The organism is Streptomyces sp. NP160 (assembly GCF_006335115.1).
Taxonomy (GTDB): Bacteria; Actinomycetota; Actinomycetes; order Actinomycetales; family Quadrisphaeraceae; genus Quadrisphaera.
Map to the genome: position 1 here is coordinate 43,968 of NZ_VDMJ01000045.1, position 19,001 is coordinate 62,968.

At 71.1% G+C, this 19,001-nt stretch carries 19 protein-coding genes, 1 tRNA gene and 1 pseudogene; 4 read left to right on the forward strand and 17 right to left on the reverse strand.

From position 1 onward, the window contains the following. The first annotated feature begins 45 nt into the window (after positions 1-45). Positions 46-118, forward strand: a tRNA-Lys gene (locus FHN55_RS20090). Between the two features lie 208 nt (positions 119-326). Here FHN55_RS20090 and FHN55_RS24340 read toward each other — a convergent pair. Further along, positions 327-1,340 (reverse strand): annotated as a pseudogene (locus tag FHN55_RS24340) (tyrosine-type recombinase/integrase); the annotation flags it as partial. Between the two features lie 1,569 nt (positions 1,341-2,909). Between FHN55_RS24340 and FHN55_RS20100 the strand changes: the two are divergent. Next, positions 2,910-3,257 (forward strand): hypothetical protein, encoded by a 348-nt coding sequence (locus tag FHN55_RS20100; protein ID WP_139714183.1) that lies wholly within the window; start codon positions 2,910-2,912, stop codon positions 3,255-3,257. 62 nt (positions 3,258-3,319) lie between these two features. On the opposite strand, the gene FHN55_RS20105 is transcribed toward FHN55_RS20100, so the two are convergent. From FHN55_RS20105 to FHN55_RS20125, 5 genes are all read right to left on the reverse strand, one after another. Then, positions 3,320-4,420, reverse strand: a complete 1,101-nt coding sequence (locus FHN55_RS20105; protein WP_139714184.1) for a hypothetical protein — start codon at positions 4,418-4,420, stop codon at positions 3,320-3,322. 227 nt (positions 4,421-4,647) lie between these two features. Further along, complete coding sequence (locus FHN55_RS20110; protein WP_139714185.1) at positions 4,648-5,175, reverse strand: sigma-70 family RNA polymerase sigma factor; 528 nt, start codon at positions 5,173-5,175, stop codon at positions 4,648-4,650. Between the two features lie 270 nt (positions 5,176-5,445). Further along, complete coding sequence (locus tag FHN55_RS20115) at positions 5,446-5,928, reverse strand: hypothetical protein (RefSeq protein WP_139714186.1); 483 nt, start codon at positions 5,926-5,928, stop codon at positions 5,446-5,448. Positions 5,929-6,127: 199 nt separating this feature from the next. Further along, on the reverse strand, positions 6,128-6,667 hold the full coding sequence (locus FHN55_RS20120; RefSeq protein WP_139714187.1) for a PH domain-containing protein: 540 nt from the start codon (positions 6,665-6,667) through the stop codon (positions 6,128-6,130). A gap of 514 nt (positions 6,668-7,181) precedes the next feature. Next, entirely contained in the window at positions 7,182-8,078 is an 897-nt protein-coding gene (locus FHN55_RS20125; RefSeq protein ID WP_257571155.1) for a TIGR02391 family protein, read from the reverse strand. A 79-nt stretch (positions 8,079-8,157) separates the two neighbouring features. Between FHN55_RS20125 and FHN55_RS20130 the strand changes: the two genes are divergently transcribed. Further along, complete coding sequence (locus tag FHN55_RS20130; RefSeq protein WP_139714188.1) at positions 8,158-8,634, forward strand: hypothetical protein; 477 nt, start codon at positions 8,158-8,160, stop codon at positions 8,632-8,634. 99 nt (positions 8,635-8,733) lie between these two features. Here FHN55_RS20130 and FHN55_RS20135 read toward each other — a convergent pair whose 3' ends face one another. From FHN55_RS20135 to FHN55_RS20180, 10 genes are all read right to left on the reverse strand, one after another. Continuing rightward, positions 8,734-9,246, reverse strand: coding sequence for a hypothetical protein (locus FHN55_RS20135; protein WP_139714189.1), 513 nt, complete (start codon positions 9,244-9,246; stop codon positions 8,734-8,736). Positions 9,247-9,505: 259 nt separating this feature from the next. Continuing rightward, complete coding sequence (gene bla, locus FHN55_RS20140) at positions 9,506-10,429, reverse strand: class A beta-lactamase (RefSeq protein WP_139714190.1); 924 nt, start codon at positions 10,427-10,429, stop codon at positions 9,506-9,508. A gap of 194 nt (positions 10,430-10,623) precedes the next feature. After that, positions 10,624-11,430: an SDR family NAD(P)-dependent oxidoreductase gene (locus FHN55_RS20145; protein WP_139714191.1), complete on the reverse strand. Its 807-nt coding sequence runs from the start codon at positions 11,428-11,430 to the stop codon at positions 10,624-10,626. Further along, positions 11,427-12,308: an SDR family NAD(P)-dependent oxidoreductase gene (locus FHN55_RS20150; protein ID WP_139714209.1), complete on the reverse strand. Its 882-nt coding sequence runs from the start codon at positions 12,306-12,308 to the stop codon at positions 11,427-11,429. The genes FHN55_RS20145 and FHN55_RS20150 overlap by 4 nt, the downstream gene beginning before the upstream one ends. A gap of 68 nt (positions 12,309-12,376) precedes the next feature. Continuing rightward, entirely contained in the window at positions 12,377-13,132 is a 756-nt protein-coding gene (locus FHN55_RS20155) for an SDR family oxidoreductase (protein WP_139714192.1), read from the reverse strand. A gap of 122 nt (positions 13,133-13,254) precedes the next feature. Next, the gene (locus tag FHN55_RS20160; RefSeq protein ID WP_139714193.1) at positions 13,255-14,046 is read right to left on the reverse strand and encodes a helix-turn-helix domain-containing protein; all 792 of its coding nucleotides are present in this window, start codon (positions 14,044-14,046) and stop codon (positions 13,255-13,257) included. A 193-nt stretch (positions 14,047-14,239) separates the two neighbouring features. Continuing rightward, positions 14,240-15,304 (reverse strand): Glu/Leu/Phe/Val dehydrogenase dimerization domain-containing protein, encoded by a 1,065-nt coding sequence (locus FHN55_RS20165; protein ID WP_139714194.1) that lies wholly within the window; start codon positions 15,302-15,304, stop codon positions 14,240-14,242. Then, entirely contained in the window at positions 15,301-15,846 is a 546-nt protein-coding gene (locus FHN55_RS20170; RefSeq protein WP_306821829.1) for a DUF2000 family protein, read from the reverse strand. The genes FHN55_RS20165 and FHN55_RS20170 overlap by 4 nt, the downstream gene beginning before the upstream one ends. A gap of 92 nt (positions 15,847-15,938) precedes the next feature. Further along, the gene (locus FHN55_RS20175; RefSeq protein WP_139714196.1) at positions 15,939-16,391 is read right to left on the reverse strand and encodes an Lrp/AsnC family transcriptional regulator; all 453 of its coding nucleotides are present in this window, start codon (positions 16,389-16,391) and stop codon (positions 15,939-15,941) included. Positions 16,392-16,427: 36 nt separating this feature from the next. Further along, a complete protein-coding gene (locus FHN55_RS20180; RefSeq protein ID WP_139714197.1) occupies positions 16,428-17,243 on the reverse strand; it encodes an SDR family oxidoreductase in 816 nt (271 codons plus the stop codon). 52 nt (positions 17,244-17,295) lie between these two features. Between FHN55_RS20180 and FHN55_RS20185 the strand changes: the two genes are divergently transcribed. Continuing rightward, on the forward strand, positions 17,296-17,664 hold the full coding sequence (locus FHN55_RS20185; protein WP_139714198.1) for a MerR family transcriptional regulator: 369 nt from the start codon (positions 17,296-17,298) through the stop codon (positions 17,662-17,664). A 306-nt stretch (positions 17,665-17,970) separates the two neighbouring features. Here the strand turns inward: FHN55_RS20185 and FHN55_RS20190 are convergent, their stop codons facing one another. Then, positions 17,971-18,906, reverse strand: a complete 936-nt coding sequence (locus FHN55_RS20190) for an alcohol dehydrogenase catalytic domain-containing protein (protein WP_139714199.1) — start codon at positions 18,904-18,906, stop codon at positions 17,971-17,973. Between the last annotated feature and the right edge of the window lie 95 nt (positions 18,907-19,001).

Genomic DNA, 19,001 nt, shown 5'->3' on the forward strand with positions numbered 1-19,001 from the left:
TGGGCGACTCCCCCGCGGTGCGGGCGTGGGAGCATCGGGGCGCCAGGGCCTCTAGCTCAACTGGCAGAGCAGCGGACTTTTAATCCGCGGGTTGTGGGTTCGAGCCCCACGGGGCCCACCGTCTGACCAGCACTTTCGCGCCCCTTGGGCCGCCACGAGCGGCTAGAAGGGGGCGATGTGGTCACGGAGTGGTCACGATCTTGGTCACGGCGACGCGGGACCAGCGCCGCGGCGCGCTCGGCGGCGTCGCGGCCGACACCCGGCAGCAGGTGGCTGTACGTGTCGGACGTGAGGGTGATCGAGGAGTGTCCGAGCCGCTTGGAGACCACGGCGATCGGCACGCCCGCGGCGAGCATCAGCGAGGCCTGGCCGTGGCGGAGGTCGTGCAGGCGGACCCGGCGGAGGCCGGCTGCCGCGGTCAGCTCCGCGAAGCGCGTCGTGACGTGGTTGGGCAGCACCGGCGTGCCGTCCTCCCGGGCGAAGACGAGCCCGTGGTCGTTGTAGGCGTCGGCCCACAGCGCCTTCTCGGCGTCCTGGCGCAGGCGGTGCTCGAGCAACACGCCGAGCGTGGCGGAGTCGAGGTCGACCAGGCGGTGGTCGCCGCTGGTGGTCTTGGGTGGGCCGAAGGCGATGCCGCGGTGCCCGTGAGCGCAGGACGGACAGGGGTGCTGGCGTCCGTCTTCGACCTGCAGCACCTGCTGGCGGACCGTGATGACGCCGCGTGGGGTGTCGAGGTCGGCCCACCGCAGCCCGAGCGCCTCACCGCGGCGCAGGCCCGTAGAGGCCATCACCTCGAACAGCACGCCAAGACGGTCGTGCGTGGCGTGGTCCAGGAAGGCCCCGAGCTCAGCCGGGTCCCACGGCACGACGCGGGGCCGGGTGACCTTGGGCAGCTCGAGGTCGGTCGCAGCGTTGAACGCGACCAGCCGCCTGCGCTTGGCGCTGGCCAGGGCTGAGCGCAGGGTGGCGCGCACGCGCTGCACGGTGGCCGGCCCGGCCGGCGGGCGTCCGGAGCCGGTCGGACGCATCACCAGGGCCAAGGCCTCCTCGACGTGGACGTGCCGCAGCTCACCGAGCCGGAGGTGCCCGATGGTGGGGATGAGGTGGGTCCTGATGTGCTGCCGGTAGGAGCGCAGGGTGGTGGGCCGCAAGCCGCTGGCTTCCTTCACCTCCAGCCAGCGCAGCAGGTAGGCCTCGACCGTCAGACCGGTGTCGTGGGTGGCGGTCCCTCCGGCCACCCCGTCGACGAGAGCGGCGAGCGCGGCCTCGGCCTCTCGGCGCGTCGCGAAGCCGCCGCGCTTGACCTGGCGCCGCAGTTGCCAGCGACCGCCCGAACCCATTCCGGGGCCGAGGTCTGCGACGAAGCACCAGGAGCCGTGGTTGACGCGGCACGACTTCTTCCGGCCCCGAGCATCTGATTCTTGAGGACAGGCACAGCGCTTGAAAACAGAACCCTTCACACCGCCCCCTCTGCGCTCCACGCATGGACGCCCACGCCCCTGACCAGCGATGACCCACCTTGACGAAGTCCCCGCTGATTTGCAAGGTGTTCTCGTGACATCTTCGAGTGGGATATCCCAAGCGCCCTTACCCGCCGAGTTCCTTTTCGTATTACCTCGTCTTTCACCGTTGCTTCTCGTCTCACCCAGTCCGGCTTCGTCTCATCCCGTCCGGCTGGTCCGCCCGTGAGCCGCCACGTGGCTCGCCTGCCGCGACCGCGCGATGCAGGCCGTCGTGGGCTGTTCACGGGCTCCACGCAGCCCCGCGGCCGCCCTGAGCGCTTCGCGATGGTTCCCGAGGAACTGCTCGAAGCCGACCTGTCGGCCACCGCCGTCCGGCTGTACGGACTCCTGCTGCGGTGCCCAGTGGTCGACGGCGCTCATGTGCAGTCCCGGATGCGCCTCGCTGAGCGGCTCCACCGCTCGCTCGACACGGTCGACCGCGCGGTCAGTGCTCTGGTCGACGCGGGGTGGATACAGGTGGCTCACCGGTTCTCGGACGGACAGCAGATCGCCAACGCCTACGTCGTCCTGCCGACGCCCGCAGACGGCCAGGCACAGGTTGTCTCACCGCAGCGCTTGACCGGCGCCGCGGTCTTGGCCTCTGTGGACGACGGGCCGCTCGTGACCGGAGGCATCGTGCCTGTGGGCGGGTGCGCGGCCGCTCAAGACAGCAGCGCGCCGCCGGGGGGTGGCCGCACATCTGCGGCCCGGGGGGCCGCACTGCTGCGGCACGGAAGAGAGTCCTTGACCGAAAGAACCTCCTCCCCCTCCCCTCCTCGTCGTCCGCACCCCGGTCCCGGCGACCCCTCGGGCAGAGCGCAACCGCCTCAGCGGCCGGCGCAGCCGGGGCGAGCGGCGGTCCTTGGAGGCGACGGCCTGATGCAGCACCTCGTGCGCGAGCAGGCTCGGAATGAGCTGGCAGCCCGCGGGCTGCCACTGACGCGCGCGGCGATCACTCGTCGAGCCTGCGAGCTGCTCGGCGCCCGCCTGTCACGCCCGTGAGGTGCGCCAGTCATGGCCTCCGAGCGCTTCTCAGCGAACCGGAAAGGCGGGAGCAAGATATGCATCTGGTACCCAGATGCGCCGCCGCGCGATGCGACATCGGCTCTGCGCGATGTCTTGGACCGAGCGCGGTCTAGGCCTACGGCGATGTCGACGGTCGTCTCGAACGGAGAACGCGACGGCAACATCGGTGACGGACGACGTTGCCTGGCAGGTCGACCAAGGTTCCTATGAGCGCACGTTGACCGGACCGAAAGAGCGGGCGGGCCGAATGAGACTTGCGCACTCCCTGCGACGGACCGCCTGGCACAGGCCAGGGCGAGCTCGGTAAGCGGTCGATGAATGAGCCAGCCTGCCCGAATGCCTGGGTGGACTCCACGGGCAGGTCGTTGCCAAGGTCATGGGGTGGCGACCTCTGGCTGGACATCGGTGCGGTGCGTCTTTCGCTTCCTCGACGAAGGAGGAACGGCGACCTACGAGGAGCGCATCACGGTCTGGCAGACCGACGACGTCGACCGAGCCATCACCTGGGCCGAACGAGAAGCCCTTGAGTACGCCACACCGCCCGGCACTTGGGAAGCCGAGCGTCCTGAGTACCTCGGCCTGGCCCAGGCTTTCCAGCTCATCGATCCGGCGCGGCACGGCGGAGAGATCTTCAGCCTGGTGCGTGACAGCGACCTTGAGCCCACCGCGTACCTGAACCACTTCTTCGACACGGGTCGGGAACGGCAGCAGCGCAGCAGCGACAGCTGATGGAAGGCCACATCGAAGACGACGGCGTCCGATGAGCGGTGCTCTGCTGGCACTTCGGTGTCCTAGCTGATGACTGCGGCGGAGCCGCCGATCCAAATCTTCTCTGATGCGCATTCCGCTGGTAGCAGTGCGTTGGCGTACCGACCGTCACTCTCGCCGCCGCCGAGGCTCATCTCGTCACCGATGCGGTAGTCGACGCTGCCGCCCCGCTCGGCCGGAACAGTGAGTACCTGCGTGTCTGCGTTCCACGTCGTGCCGAAGGGCCACAGCACCAGCTGCATGCCGTACTCGCCGTGGTCCAGAACCAGGCAGCCCTCCAGGGTCCGGGCCAGCGTCCCGTGGTTGAGAGCCTGCATCGCCCCCATGGGGTCCGACGAGGGCACCAAGAGCAGTGACCCGTCGTCACCGCGCACTATGCGGATCCCGCCCTGGTTGACGAAGCCCACAGCAGCCAGAACGGCGGTGACCGGATCGGCCGCCACCACCGCGTGCACGGTCGCCGCGGTCAGGTTGGCCTGGTTGGACCAGCGGGCGTACGGGTCCACCCAGGTGAGGTCGGTCCGCTCTGGTCCCCAGCGCTGCACCGCTGCTAGTGCGTCATCCCATCGGACGGTCGTGACACCGCCCGCCTGGTCATCGGGGCTGTCCACGGGCTCGATGGCCTGCGCGGGCTCGGCGAGGTCCACCACCGTCCACGAGACGCCGCGGTCGGTCGCGTCGACCAGGCCGACATCGTCGAGCTCGACGCCGTCGGGCAGGTAGAAGCGGTACAGGAGCTCTGCGACCTGCGGGTCTGCCCCGCCGGCCGGCTCGCCGACCACGGCCGCGGTCGCGCACTGCTGCCGCAGTCCGCGGGTGTCTAGGCCGTCGAGCACTGCGGGCACGGTCTGCAGCCGCGCGTGGTCGTCGCAGTCGACGGGCGTCGTCCACGAACTGAAGGGCACCGACCACGAGGTGGGAGGAGCGTGCGGCACACGGTTCTGGAGAGCTCGGAGACGGGTGACCTCGTCCTGTGGCAGTGCGGGCACCCCGTCACGCAGCGGCACGGCGGCCGCACCGCTCCCACCGTCGGAGGCCACCGTCCCGTGGCGCTCGACCGACGGGGAACGGCCACCGCTGAGGACAAGGGCGACGACGACAGCCGCGGCCGCTGCGGCGGCCACGGCGGCGAGGGCCCAGGCCGCTCGCCGACGACCGGACCGGTCGATCTCCTCCGGGCCGTCGGCGTTGGGGGCGAAAGCTGTGACGTCGATCCGCGACGGCGGCGGGTCCAGCGCCTGCAGGCGGGCTGTGACCAGGGCGGCGATCGCTGCGTCGTCGTCCTGGTCCTGCGCGGTGGCGGTGGCGTCGTGGACGAAGTCCAGGTCGATGGGGCCCGGGTCTGGTCGGTTCATCGCGGGGCTCCTCGATCGACGGGCTCGGTCAGCAGCGGTCGCAGGGCCCGCCGGGCGGCGTGTGCCTGGCTCTTCACGGTGCCCTCGCTGCAGCGCAGCACTCGGGCGGTCTCGCTCACGGAGAGGTTTTCGAAGTAGCGCAGGACGACGACGGCGCGCTGCCCGGAGGTGAGCCCGGCCAGCACGGCGAAGAAGTCGGCTTCACTGCTGGCGGCGGGGTCGCCGTCGGGCTCACCGCGCCGGGGGGCCGACTCGTGCACGGCCACGTCCTCGGTGGTGATCTCATGGCGGCGCCACGCCCGACGGTCCTCATCGACCAGCAGCCGGACAAGCGTGGCGCGGGTGTACCCGTAGGCTTCGCCGGGACGCACCCGGCGCCAAGCCGCGCACACGCGCTCCAAGGCGCCCTGTACGGCGTCGTCAGCGTGGTGCCAGTCTCGGCAGTAGGCATAGGCAACGCGTCGCAGGCGGGGGATGGCGAAGACCGCAAACTCATCGAACGACTCCACATCTGGCGGGGCCATCCCTCACCTCCTCTGCCAGTACATACGTGAACGGCGGCGCATCGGTTGGGATGCTGGGAGCAGCGTTAGACAGCTCGCAATGCCCCTCGTCTCGCGCCACAGCGCGTGCGGGTAAAGATCATCAGCGAGACGCTGACCGTTCGGGGATCGCTGTCCGGTGACAACGCCTCGCTTCGCCGAGAGGCTTCTTCCGGCGGACCCCCTATGCCAGGCGGCAGAACCGTCTTCGTCGAGGCTGCGTGATGAGGAGTGAGCCGTTGGCAACGACAATCAGCCCCTGGCGCCTAGGTGCCAGCCTCCGAGCAGATGCGCCGCGTAGGCCTCCTTGCCGGCCGTTGGGGAGCCCTGCTCGCCGGCCCGCTCTGAGCGGATGACGACAGTCCAGCGCTTGAAGTTCGGTTCGTACAAAGGGTCGTCGAGGTCCTTGCCGAGCGCGCGCATGTCCGTCGCGTAGCGGCGAGCTGTGGCCTCGTCGGTGAAGGCGACCAAGTTCTCCACGGGCAGGTCTTGACCCTTGGGGAACGGCTCGGGACGGTCGAGGCGGTGCAAGTGCTGGATGAGGTCGCCCATGACCTGCCACACCTGCTCCAGCGGCGTACCGAGGGGTACGGCACCGATACCGACGAGGCGGCGGCGCAGGTCCAGCTGCGCTTCGAGGGGGATGTTGCCTGTGCTGGCTTCTCCGAGCATCACGATCAATGCCACCAGCGCGGTCCTGAGTTCATCCTGACTGAGTGGGGCCTCTGTCGTCACGGACGGAGACTGGCACGTGAAGGAGGCGACGCCCACTCTCACCGCCGACTGTTCCATGTGCACGATGGACCTCGGCCGTCCTCATCCGCCAAGTGCGGCGTGGTCGCATGACCAGAACCGCTCGCTCACGATCCTCATCCGGTCAGCGGGACGCTGACGATCGCTGACCGGGCAGCGTCTCTGACGATCAACGCACAGTTCAGCCTTGGCGGAAGGGCCCCTCCCACGCATCGTCGCCGTTCACCGAAGGCGCCGCCGGCGGGCTGAGGGGCAGCACCGCCTTCCTTCCGCCCTCGGTCGCGGCCGCGCAAAGGCGCTCGCCAACGGCAGCTGGCACCCCGGGGAGCTTCACCTGCCCGCCGTCACGCAGCACTACTACGGGATGACCGGTGAAGCGGCTCGCGGCCCGCACTTCGGTGATCTCGTCCCAAGCGATGACGCGACGCCCACCGGTCAAGCCAGTCATCACCCGCACCCCGCTCGTGTCCAAGCGTGTCTGCGGCTCCCACCAGCGCCTCGCGAGCCTGACCATCACGTTCACCGCGGCGATGACGACCACGTACAGGGCCACCTTGAGCGCGCCCTCGAAACCATCGCGCTGAAAACCGATCACGCACCAGCCCGCCAGGAGTACGACCGCCACGGCGGTGATCCACCATGTGATGCGTCGCTCTCGAGCAGTCTCGCCGTGTCGCACGCGGTAGGTGCCGTAGTCGCCCTCCACCTTGGCGGTGTCCACTGCAGCAGCATGGCCGTGCTGGTCCGCTCCGGCCACGCGCTGATGCTGCATCCGATGCGTCGGCTGTCGCGGCACGTGTCGCCGATTGCGCGTCACTGCGGGACCGCTGACCGCCCGCTTCGATGCAGGTCGCCTCGCGCTGGCGGTTGGCGCCGCCGTCCGTCGCAGAAGGGATCCCCTGTGCGACGGCTCCCAGCCCCAAGTGGTCGGCGGGCTCGGAGAGCACCGCGGCGTCCGGTGAGCGGTCCCTTGCGCGACGGACCGCCAGCTCCGGCCGTCGGCGCCTCGGAGAGGCCTTACGGCGTCCGGAGCGCGGTGGCAACTGCAAGTGCACTGTCCTCCGTAGCTATGGCCATCGCTGTGGTCGTGCGATCGCGGTGACGGGCCCGACGGGGCTCAGCGGCCCTACGATCAGCCTCGTCGAAGTTGCAGCACCCGCTCCGTGCACCGACATCTTGGCTCTTCAGGCACAACGACTTCACCTATCTGACGCCGCAATGAGAAGCGCCACCATCTAAGCCGGTTCTTCATCATCGCTATGACGCTCAACTACGCACTGATCGAGGAGGCGAGCGAGGTGGCTGTAGGCGGCGAGACGTTCCATCCCGTTCTGCTCGGAGTACTCATCTCGACTGTGGGTCGCGACGTTCCGCACCGCTAGGTTGAGCCCCTTCGCGAGGCCAACGAGCCCCTCGCGCATCGCTTTCACAGTGTTGTCGTTGTCGGGTCCCGGCCAGCGCAGTCGCGGCTTCCCTGACTGAGGGGGTTCGGTCGCTAGGGTTTGCCCCCAAAAGTCGGTGTCCTGGACGCCGGCGCGCCCTAGACGTTCCTTCCAGTGGAGGTTGAGCGCTTCACCAGCTTCTCGGACGGCGACGCGGTACCTATGGATGGTCCAGTAGGGAGCCGCGGCAGTCCAGATGACTGGATGGAACGCCGATGGAGCGAAGGCCGGGAGATCACCTTGGTCGTGCATCGCGGTGTCCAGCTCTAGAGACTCGAGCCTCCCCCGAATCGAAGCGCAGGCTGCGCGCACCTCCCCTGGCGTCAAGAACGCTTTCGGTTGAGTGATGTTGCGCCAGTTGAAGATTGGGTCAACCGGTTGCGGAAGCCCCTGCACCATCAGGTAGGAGCCCGTCACCGCCACAGCCTTGGCGGCGATCCCGGCTGCTTCAGAAACAGCCAGCTCGCGGAGCCGAACCTCAGTCGGGTCGGCTCCGTCCTTGGTGAAGGTGCTGGGTACTAGCCCCGGCAGGAAAGTCGCATCCGTCTCGGACTGCGTCTCCATCCACCATTCGAAGGCCTTCTCGAATCGCTCCACGCCCGCGCGGAGAGAAGCGAGGTAGTCGCTCGTGTACTGGGCCGCCATGAAGTCGATGCTCCCAGCAGATGCGGTCCGGAGCAGGGTCGTCACCGCGACAGACCCCGTGGGCCATGGAACGCCACCCCGCGCGCCTCCGAGTCGTACCGCTATGGCCGGTGAAGATGTCCCCATGAGCGGTGATCACGGTGAGCAAGAGGCTGCAACGGCAACCTTGCGACTGCACCGACCGGCCACTGGCCGAGCCGGGCTCCGCAAGCTCACCGTGATGATCGACGGCGAACCGGCAGGAACTCTTGCTGAGGGTGCGACAGAAACCTTCACGGTGACTCCCGGCAGCCACCGCCTCTGGGTGCACCTGGACTGGTCTGGGACTGCGCACCACGAGGTGCTCGTGAGTGCCGGCCAGACCGCCGACCTGCAGGTCGTCTTCGCCGGCAGCACCATGAACCCACTGCGAGACACCCCACACAGCCTGCTCGTCCTGCAGCCCGCGCCGGGGAACACGGCGACCCTGCGCGAGGTGGAGCCTCCCGCCTCAGCACAGCGACGGGCACGACTCACGGTTACGTCCCGCTGGGCCTGGACGATCGCCATAGCGGTGCTGGCCGGCGTCATCGCCTATGCCAGCGGGCTTCGTCTCGGCTGAGCATCAATGAAGCGCTGAATGCTCGCGCCGCCCGGGTAACGGGGTCAGCGTGACGAAGCTATTTGACTGCTCGACCGTCACCAGCGCGGCATGAGCGACTCAGCCTGCACCCGAACTTACCTTGTTAAGACCGACGTAGACACCGGCTCTGCGTCCCTCGAAGCATTCGGGTCGCGCCGCACGCCATTCGAGCTCGACCTCTGACCCAGGGCGTACGCCGTACCCACCGCCGTAGACCTTGTCTCCGACGCGCAGCTCCACGCCGTCAGTTGTGATCACACCTAGCCCGTCATTGGTGAGGGTCGTGCCACCCACTAGGAAGAACACAGTGGTGGTGCCGATGCCGTCATCAAAACCCCAGCACCCGCCGGCCACTGTGGTCAGGGTTCCGCCGTAGCCGACATCGCCGATCAGCTCAGGTGGGTCACCGTCGATTCCGACGGTGGTGCCGTCGACCAGCTGCAGCGGCGCCAGAATCCCCGGCGTTTGCGACACGCCCGGCTCCGCAACCGAGGTTGCAGATTCCTGCGCTTCTTGGCCATCGGCTCTGGGTTCGGTGCAGCCACCGATAGCGACGACGGCCGCTAGCACGAGCAGGTTCCGCTTCTGCATGGGCGAACTCCCTAGGGTCCCGTGACCATTAGCGCTGCCAGGACGCGTCGGCGGCTGCCGTTGTTGCGCTCTGTCCCGAGGGCAGCCAAGAACCCGGTCCTCGAACACTGTGCCGACAGCCCAACGGCGTCCGATGAGGGATCCTCTTCCGGTCAGCAGCACGCCCGCAGTGACCGACCTGACTCACCGGGACGCGCCAGCCGCAAGTGCGTTCCAGTGCGCCCCCCGGCGCACACCGCCCTGAAGGCCCACGAGTCGCTCACACCTCGTCGGCCAGCTCCGCGACCGCTGCCGCGGTCGCGGACGCGACCAAGCCGGAAACAGACGCGGCGTCAGCGCCCGCTCCGGGACGGTCGGTGAAGACCGTGATTACCCACGGCGCGTTCCGCGGCTGGCCCGGCGGCCACACGAGCGCGACGTCGTTGCGGCCACCAGACGTCGCAGGAGTGCCCGACTTGTCAGCCACGACCCATCCGGCCGGCACAGCGGCGCGCACCAGGTCCTGACCGGTCGTGCTCGCCTCCATCCACGACACGAGCTCGTCCCGGTCGGAGGGGCTCAGTCGCCCGTCGACGAGGTAGGCGCGCAAAGAAGCGGTCATCGCTCGTGGGGTCGTGGTGTCGCGTGTGTCCCCCGAGAACACTTCGTTGAGCTCGGGCTCGTAGCGAGCGGGGTCGGTGGTGGCGTCCCCCGCCCCCCGCAGAACCGCCTCCAGGCCTGCGGGCCCACCCAGGTGCTCGAGCATGATGTTCTGGGCGGTGTTGTCGCTCACAGTCACGGCAGCTTCGGCTGCTTCGCGCAAGGAGATCGCTGCGCCTGCGCGGCTCTCCGTGACGGGTGAGTGCGGCACGACGTCGTCGGGCTCGACGGGGGTGGGGGCGTCCAGCTCGGAGTCGTCGGTGGCCTCGAGCACGGCGGCGGCCGTGAGCACCTTGCCGGTGGAGGCGAAGGCGAAGCGCTCCTCGGCTCGATGGGCCACGAACCGGCCCGTGGCCGTGTCGACGGCGAAGAGGCCGATGCGGGAGTCGCTGCTCTCCTCGAGGGCGGTGAGCTGTCCGGCTGCTCGGCCACCGGCCAGCGGGCTCGCTGCCCGGACTGTCTCGTCCACCCGGTCGGGGACGGGCGTTCCGGCAGCGCCGTGCTCCCCGCAGCCAGCGGTGGACAGCATCGCTGTCAGCGTCACCGTCAGAACGGTGAGGAAAGACCCGCGTAGCGCCACGGCGACAAGTTCACCTCAATCCCGCCTGCAGGCCCACACCGCTCAACGACCGGCCGGAGCTCGGGCGGGTTGAAGGCGCGTCGTCTGGGCCATCAGCACGGCGTCGCACTCGATTGCGAGATCAAGGCCGGGAGCGGCCACCACCCGGCGCCGGCGTCTCAGGCACCGAAGGCCCTCAGCGCGCGGGGCTGCCAACGGCGCCATGTGCGCAGCCGCTCGGCGTAGAGCGCCTCGACGTCTTGCAGAGACCTGCCGAAGAACACCCGGTGCGGCGGATCGTCGGAGTCCACCAACTCCAGCAACGCCGGTTGCGTCGCGCTCGCGTCACCCGCGTCGAAGGCACTGGCCTGCTCGCGGACGGCGTTGTAGGCGGAGACGGGGGCGCTGCTCCGGGCACCGCGGCTGAGCCAGTCCGTCGCGTACGGGCCCGGCTCCACGCAGGTGACGCGGACGCCCGGGCTCACCACGGCGAGCTCCTGCCACAGCGACTCGGTCAATCCCTCCAGCGCCCACTTGGAGGCGTGGTAAGCGCCGATCCCTGGGTAGGCCCGCACACCGCCCTCGCTGGTCACCTGCAGCAGGTGCCCGGAGTTTTGAGCGCGCAGCACCGGCAGGACGGCCTGGGTCACCCAGACCGCGCCGAAGAAGTTGGTCTCCAGCTGAGCCCGCAGCTCCGCCTCGCCCAGCTCCTCGACCATCCCGAAGTGCCCGTACCCGGCGTTGTTCACGACCACGTCCAGGCGCCCGAAGCGCTCGACCGCGTGTCGGACGGCGTCCACGACGCCGGCCCGGTCCGTGACGTCGAGCCGGAGGGCTAGCACCGATGTGCCAAAGCGGTCGACCAGGTCGCTCAGCGCCTCCGGACGCCGGGCGGTGGCGACGACCTGGTCGCCCCGCTCTAGCGCGGCCTCGGCCCACAGGCGACCGAAGCCCGTCGACGTGCCCGTGACGAACCACGTCTTCACGGCAGCTCGCCGCCCTCTGCGCGTCGGGGGGCGTCGCCGACGCGGACCTGGAGGAGGTCGCCGAGCCCGATCCGGTGGTAGAAGTCCGCTCGAACCTGGTCACCGAGGGCGTTGACCCGCTCTGCGCCGTCGTCGGCCGGGTCGACGTGCACCCGGAGGGGACAGGTGCCCTTCGCGGCCCCGACCACGGCCGCCACCTGGCGGGCGACCTCGGACGGGTCGGCGTCCGGCGGCGAGATCTCGCCGAGGCGGGCCCCGACCTGGTCCACGAGGCCGGCGTACTCCGCCTCGTAGGCAGCCGCCACGTCGTCGTCGTGGGCGGAGCCGGCGTTGGCGAAGTGGTTGGTGCCGGTGGTGAAGGAGCCCGGCACCACGATGACCGTGTCGACGCCGAAGCGGGCCAGCTCTGCGGCGTAGGAGACCGCCAGGGAGTCCTCGGCGGCCTTGGCGGCGAAGTACGGCGCCAGGTACGGCGGCGTGCCGCCGCGCGTGCTGGTCGACCCGATCCAGACCACCAGGCCGTCGCGCTGGGCGCGCAGGTGCGGCAGCACCGCCCGGTTGAGGCGCTGGGTGGAGACCGCGTTGACGTCGAAGACCTCGTGGAGCTGCTCGGGGGTGAAGGCCTCGGTGGGGCCCAGCACCATGTGTCCGGCGTTGTGGACGACGACGTCGACCCTGCCCGCCTCGCGCAGCACGCGCTCCACGGCGCTATCGACGCTGTCCTGGTCGCTGACGTCGAGCTCGAGGGCGTGCAGCCGCAGGTCGTGCTCGTGGGCGTGCGCCTCCAGCTCAGCCACGGCTGCGGCGTTGCGCCCGGTGGTGGCGCGCATCCCGGCGAAGACGGTGTGTCCGGCTGCGGCGACTTCGCGGACGATCATCGCGCCGAAGCCGCTGGAGGCGCCCGAGACGAGGACGACCCGGCCCGACGAGCCGCCGGGCACGACGTTCACGCGGCACCGCCGTTGGCGAACAGGACCTGACCGTTGACCCAGCGGCCGCGGGGACCGGCCAGGAAGGACACCGCACCGGCGATGTCGTCGGGCTGCCCGAGCCGTCCCATCGGGTTGGCCGCCGCCATCCTCGCGACCGTCTCCTCGTCCTTGCCCTCCAGGAACAACCTTGTCGCGGTGGGTCCGGGTGCCACCGCGTTGACGGTGACGTCCCGGCCCGCGACCTCCTTGGCCAGCACGGGGGTCATCGCCTCCACGGCGCCCTTCGTCGCGACGTAGGCGCTGTAGGTGGGAAGCGACAGGCGCGTCACGCTGGTGGAGAAGTTCACCAGCGCTCCGCCCGGGCGCAGGCGGCGCAGCGCCTCCGCCGAGACCACCAGGGCTCCGCGGACGTTGGTGCGGATCATGGCGTCGACGTCGTGGAGGTCTGCGTTGGCCAGAGGGGCCAGGCGCATGATGCCCGCGGTGTTGACCACCACGTCCACTCCTCCGAAGGCGTCTTCGGCCGCGTCGAAGAGGGCTCGGACCTCTTCGGGGTCGGCGACGTCGGCGCGGACGGTGGTGGCTGTCCCGCCAGTCGCCTCCACGGCGTCGGCCACCTCCTGCGCCCGGGCCGGGTTGCCCGAGAAGTGCACGACCACCGCCTGCCCGTCCGCGGCGAGCCGCTCGGCGACCGCGCGCCCGATGCCGCCGGACCCACCGGTGATCACCGCGACTCTGCGCGGGCCCTGCGCCCTGCTGTCCTGGCTCATGGCTCCTCCTGGGTTGGTGGTCGGCTCCGCTGCGGGCGGGGCAGGGCCGATGCTGCTGGGCGGGTCCGCGCTGGTCATCCCGCGGAGTGCTGCGGAACGTCCCCGTGGAGTGCGCGCCCGCGTCAGCGGAGGTGAGCGGCGCGGTAGCGGCTGGGTGGAGCGCCGTGCTGGCGGGCGAAGGCCTCGGCGAAGTGGCTGGTGCCGGAGTACCCGCAGGCGACCGCGATGTCCAACACCGTCGCGTCGGTGGTGCGTAGCAGGCGGGCGGCGCGGTCCAGCCGCATCTGGACCAGGTATCGGTGCGGCGTCGTGCCGGTCGCGGCGCTGAAGGCCCGCAGGAAGTGCGCCCGGGAACTGCCCACGAGGGCGGCGCACTCCTGCAGCCCCACGGGCTCGGCGAGGTGGGCCTGCAGGTGGTCGACGACCCGGGCCACCTGCGCGGCGTCCAGCGGCTGCGTGCGCCGGCGTCGGCTCGGGTGGTCGCCGGCTCGCGGACCCGCGGGGGCGCTCGACGGCACCGCGGCGAGCAGCTGCGCTGCGAGCGCCTCGGCGAGGGCCTCGGCTGCCAGCCGCGGGGCTCCCGTGCGCGAGGCCTCGGCGAGAGCGCGCGCCGTCGCCAGCACCCCGGGGGCGCTCAGCTCCAGCGTGCCGTCGCCGCTGGGGGCCCATCGGCGCCCTAGGGACCGGGCCGTCTCGGCCACCAGGGCCGCCGACAGGTGCACCTGCAGGGTGCTGACGCCACTCGCCGCGTCCAGGACGCGGTCGTCGCCTGCGGCCGGCCTCCACCGCAGCAGCGACCTCGACCCGGGGAGGGTCAGGCCCATGGAGCCGGGCGCGTAGTCGGCTCCCGCCCAGCGCAGGCCCTGGCGGCTCTCGATGCGGTAGCGACCCGTGTCCTGGACGACCAGGAGCACGTCGCGGGAGGCGCTGGTGGTGAACTCCTCAGCGGAGGGGGGCTCCTCGTAGCGGCGGACCAGGACCGAGGTCCACGTCGAGGGGCTGCTGTGGACCGCCCGCTGGGCGGGCAGCGCTCGCCACGCGTCCAGGCTCGCGGGGTCCAGCCGTGGTCCCCCGTCCCGGCGGTCGTCGGCTCCACCAGCGCCGAGGTCAGCGACCTCCAGCGAGGCGATGGAGGACCACCTCCTCGACCTGCTGGAGCGGGGTGGTGCCGGCGCTGCGCGCGCGGTCGAGCAGGTCGGTGACCCTGTCGCCGATCGACGCCACGCGGTGCGCGGCCGCTGCGGCGCTGTCCCCGCGGAGCTCGACCGCCGTCGCGAAGACGATGCCTCCTGCGCTGACCAGGGGGTCGGGGACCCAGCAGATGCCCCGGGCCTGCAGGAGGTCGGCGACGCCGCTGTGCACGAGCTGGTTGTTGGCCGGCCCCACGACGGCCCGGCACCGCAGGCGCTGGACGGTCGCGGGGTCGAGGACGCCGCCGGTGGCGCAGGGCACCAGCACGTCGACGTCGGCGGACAGGACCTCCGTGGGCTCGGCCCACCGGGCTCCCCAGCGCTGGGCCGCCTGCTGCGCCTCCGGGCGTGTGTCGCTGACGACCAGGCGGGCGCCGTGCTGCGCGAGCCAGTCCGCGACGAGGGCGCCGACGCTGCCCAGGCCCTGGACTCCGAAGGCGAGGTCCGCGATGGCGCGCCCGGGCCACACGTGCTGCACCGCGGCGCTGATGGCGGCGGTGACCCCTGCGGCGGTGGGGCCTGAGGAGTTGCCGCTGCCGCCGTCGGACTCCGGCCGGCAGAGCACGTGGCGGGTGCGGCGCCACAGCTCGGCCATGTCCTGCGGGCCGGTGCCCATGTCCGGCCCGGTGGTGTAGCGGCCCTGCAGCGACTCCACGACGTCGGCGACGTCGGCCAGCAGGTCCGCCCGGCGATCGGCGACCCACCGGTCGGCGTCATGGGGTGCCAGCGCGACGACGGCCTTGCCACCGCCGTGGTCCAGCCCGGCCAGAGCGGTCTTGACGGTCATGGCGGCGGACAGCCTCACAGCATCGGCCGCCCCCGTCCACCAGTCGTCGTAGGTGGCGATGCGCAGCCCCCCGAGCGCCGGCCCCAGGCGTGTGGAGTCCACGCTGACCACCACCGGCTGCCCGGTGCGCTCCCCGCGCACGACGCGGAGCTCCTGCGGCGCACCTGACCCCGCGCTGGCGATGGGGGCGTTCACGAGCCGAAGAGCGCGAAGCGCTTGGTCAGGGCCCTGACGCGGTTCTGGGCGCCCACCAGGAGCACCCCGACGGCCGGGTCCGCCTCGGACGGCGTGCGCCGCAGGTCCTCGAGGTAGGCGGTGTGGGTGCGCGACCTCCTCGCCACCTCGCCGAAGGCGACGCTGCGGACCTCCGCCACGGCAGCGGCGCGGGCGTGCAGGTCGGCCAGCTCGACCCGGCCGGCGCGCAGGACGGGCACGGGGTGGCGGGTGATGGCGCCGTCGGTGCGCCCTTCGGCGTCCACCCCGACCCGACCCAGCGCGTCTGGCCCGAGGGCGGCCGAGAGGGCGAGCACGGCGGCCGCGTTGGCCGCCTCCGCCGGGCCCAGGTCATCGGCCAGCACGAGGACCACCCTGGTGGGACGCTCCGTCGGGGGTGTGAGTGGCGCAGGTGCGCTGTCGTCGGTCACGGCTCCTCCTCCTCCGGCGGCGGGTCTTGTTCTGCCCGGCCGGCACGGCGATGCAAGCGCGGACAGGGCTGTCGCGGTGCGTGAGCAGGACACCGTTCGGAAAGAGCGCCGGATCGACGCTGGGCGGACGACGAGAGGCCCGTCGGCGCTGCTTCACCGACCAGGTGTTCGGTGCGGAGGCCGGATCAGCGCGGCTGGACCGCGCGTCGCTGGGTCTGCTCGAACACGATCGACGTCCGGAAGCTCACGACCTCGCGGCGCCCGCTGAACCTGTCGACCAGCAGCGCGTGCACGTCGGGGACGCTCGGCACGGCCACGTGGACCAGGAAGTCGTCCCCGCCCCCGAGCACGAAGACGGCGAGCACCTCCGGTTGCTTGAGCGCGAAGGCCTTGAAGGAGGCGATCGCCTCACGGCTCAGTGGTCGGATCTGGAAGGCGATCACCGCCTGCACGCCCAACCCGACCCTGTCCAGGTCGACGTCCGCGTGGTAGCCCTTCAGCACCCCTCGCTGCTCCAGAGCCCGAAGGCGCAGCGAGCAGGTCGAGGGCGCTACTCCTACGCGCGCGGCCAGCTGGCGGTTGGTCAAGCGCGCGTCCAGCTGCAGCTCGCGCAGGATGGCGGCATCCACGTCGTCCACGGCAGCATCGTGCCTTCCGGGGTGCTCCGCCCGCGATCAGACCGCCGGCGGAGTGGCCGGGGGTGCGCCCGGGGCACGACGCTGGTCTATGCCCTGGAGGAACGGGGCGTACAGGACCTCCGGGGCCGCCGGCAGGAGGCGCTTGACCTCCCGCGTCTCCTCATCGGCCAACACCTCCGACAGCCCGTCGACCAGCCCCTGCAGTGCTTGGCGCACCACGTCTACCGGTGCTGACTTAGGCACGTCCCAGCCGGCCATCATGTCCGTGTCGACGGAGGAGACGTGGAGCCCGAGCACCTGGGTGCCCTGCGCCGCCAGCTCCAGGCGCGTGCTGTTGGTCAGCATCCACGCCGCGGCCTTGGCCGCTGCGTAGGCACCGTTGCCGGGGAAGGAGCGGAAGGACAGCACCGACAGGACGTTGACCACGGCGCTGCGCGGTCGGCGCGCCAGCAGCGGTGCAAGAGCCCGGGTGACGGTCAGGGCGCCGTAGAAGTGCGTGTCCATCTCGGCGCGGATGCTCCGCAGGTCTCCGGACACCAGGTCTGTCGCGGTGGCGATGCCGGCGTTGTTCACCACGACGTCCAGGCCGCCAGCCCCGCCCCGGTCCCGGTCGTCCTGCTCCACAGACGCCGCGGCGGCCGACACGGTCGCGGGGTCGGTCACGTCCAGTTCCAGGACCACGACGCGCGGGTCATCGAGACGGATGCTGGAGGGGCGCCGGGTGGTGGCGTACACGCGGGCAGCGCCAAGCTCGAGAGCTTGGCGTACGAACTCCGCCCCGAGGCCGCGGTTGGCGCCGGTGACCAGGACGGAGGCGCCGGCGAGGTTGAAGACAGGGACAGGTCGGGTCATGGGCCGACGGTAGGATCTGACACCAGTGTCAGGTTCAAGTGCGAGGAGTGGCGTGAAGATCGGTGAGCTCGCGGCACGCACCGGGGTCAGCGTCCGTTCACTGCGCTACTACGAGCAGCAGCAGATGCTCCTACCGACCCGCACCTCCGGCGGCCAACGCCTGTTCGACGAGGACGCCGTGGAGCGGGTCGGCCTCATCCAGCTGCTCTTCGCCGCCGGGATCTCGAGCCCGACGGTGGTCACCCTCCTGCCGTGCATCTACTCGGGCACGACGACGCCGGAGATGGTCGCCCGGCTCGACCGGGAGCGAAGCCGGCTCGCGGAGCGGGCCCGGTCGCTGGCGGCGACCGTGGAGGCGCTGGACGACGTCATCGCCGAAGCGCGGACGAGGGTCACTGCGACGACGTCTCAACCTGCATGAACAGCCCGAAGAGCCGGCCCACCGGAGCGTCTCCGGTGTCAGGTCGGCAGTGGTCGACGAGGAGCTGACCCCCAGCACCACTGCACAGGGACCACCAGCGTCGCTGGCGTCACGTGCTAGCGGCAGTCTGGTGCCGCCTGGTCATGAAACCTCAGCGTGCCGCTGACCGGTTGAGGATCGCTGGCGTGCCGCTGACCGGAGCGGGATCCCCGATCCGAACACCCGGGGAGTGCCCGTGCTCACCCGTGCCGGCACGGGCGCCGCGCCAACGCGTGGTCGGACCGGCTCCGGTCACGTCTGCCGCGGTCAGGGAACGGTGATGACGACCTTGCCGCTGCCGCCCTCAGCCAGCGCGTGAGCCCGGCTAGCGGCCGCCAGGGGCAGCTCGTGCGCCACGCGCGGGCTGTACAGACCGCGCTGGCCGAGGGCGGCGGCCCGCCGCAGCAGGGTGGAGTCGTTGCGGGCGTCGACCTTGGCCGAACCGAGGCGGGCGGCGCCCTCGGCGTCGATGACGGTGACCACGGCGCTGGCGTTGCCGACGATCTCGACGAGGTCAGGCAGGGAGGACGAAGGAGCTGCGTGCAGGGCCGCGTCGACCCCCTGTGGTGCCAGGTCGGCGACCCGCTCGGACAGGCCGGGGCCGTAGGTGGTGGGCAGCACGCCCAGCTCGGCCAGGGGGCCGTGCTTGTCCTGCCGGGCGGTGCCGATGACTCGCGCCCCAGCCGCCACGGCGAAGGCCGCTGCGGCGCTGCCCACGGCACCTGAGGCACCTTCGATGAGCAGTGTGCGGCCGGCGAGGGCGTCGAGGTCGGAGGTGGAGGGGTCCAGCGCCTGGCCCAGCGCGTCTAGGGCGGCCAGCGCGGTGGCCGAGGCCAGCCCGGCGGCTGCGGCCTGGGCGGAGGTCCAGGTGGATGGGGCCGGGGCCCAGGCCGTCAGGACGGCGTGCTCGGCGGTGGTGTCCGCCAACCCACCCAGGCCGAAGACCACGTCGCCCACGCTGGTGCCGCTGACCCCAGGGCCGACCTGGTCGACCACCCCGGCCGCGTCGCGGCCGGGGACGGCGGGCAGGTTCAGGGGCAGGACCTGGTGCAGGTGTCCTGCGCGCAGGAGCACGTCGATGGGGTTGACGCTGGCCGCCTGCACGCGGATGCGCACTGATCCAGGGGTGGCCTCGGGCTCAGGGGCCTGCTCGATGACGAGGACGTCGGGGTTGCCGTAGCGGTGGAAGCGGGCAGCCAGCACGAGGGACCTCCGGGGGCGGATGAGCGCAGCAGGCAGGTGCTTGCCACGGAAAGCACCATAGCCCAGATGCTTTCTGCGGCAAGCGTCGCTACGGT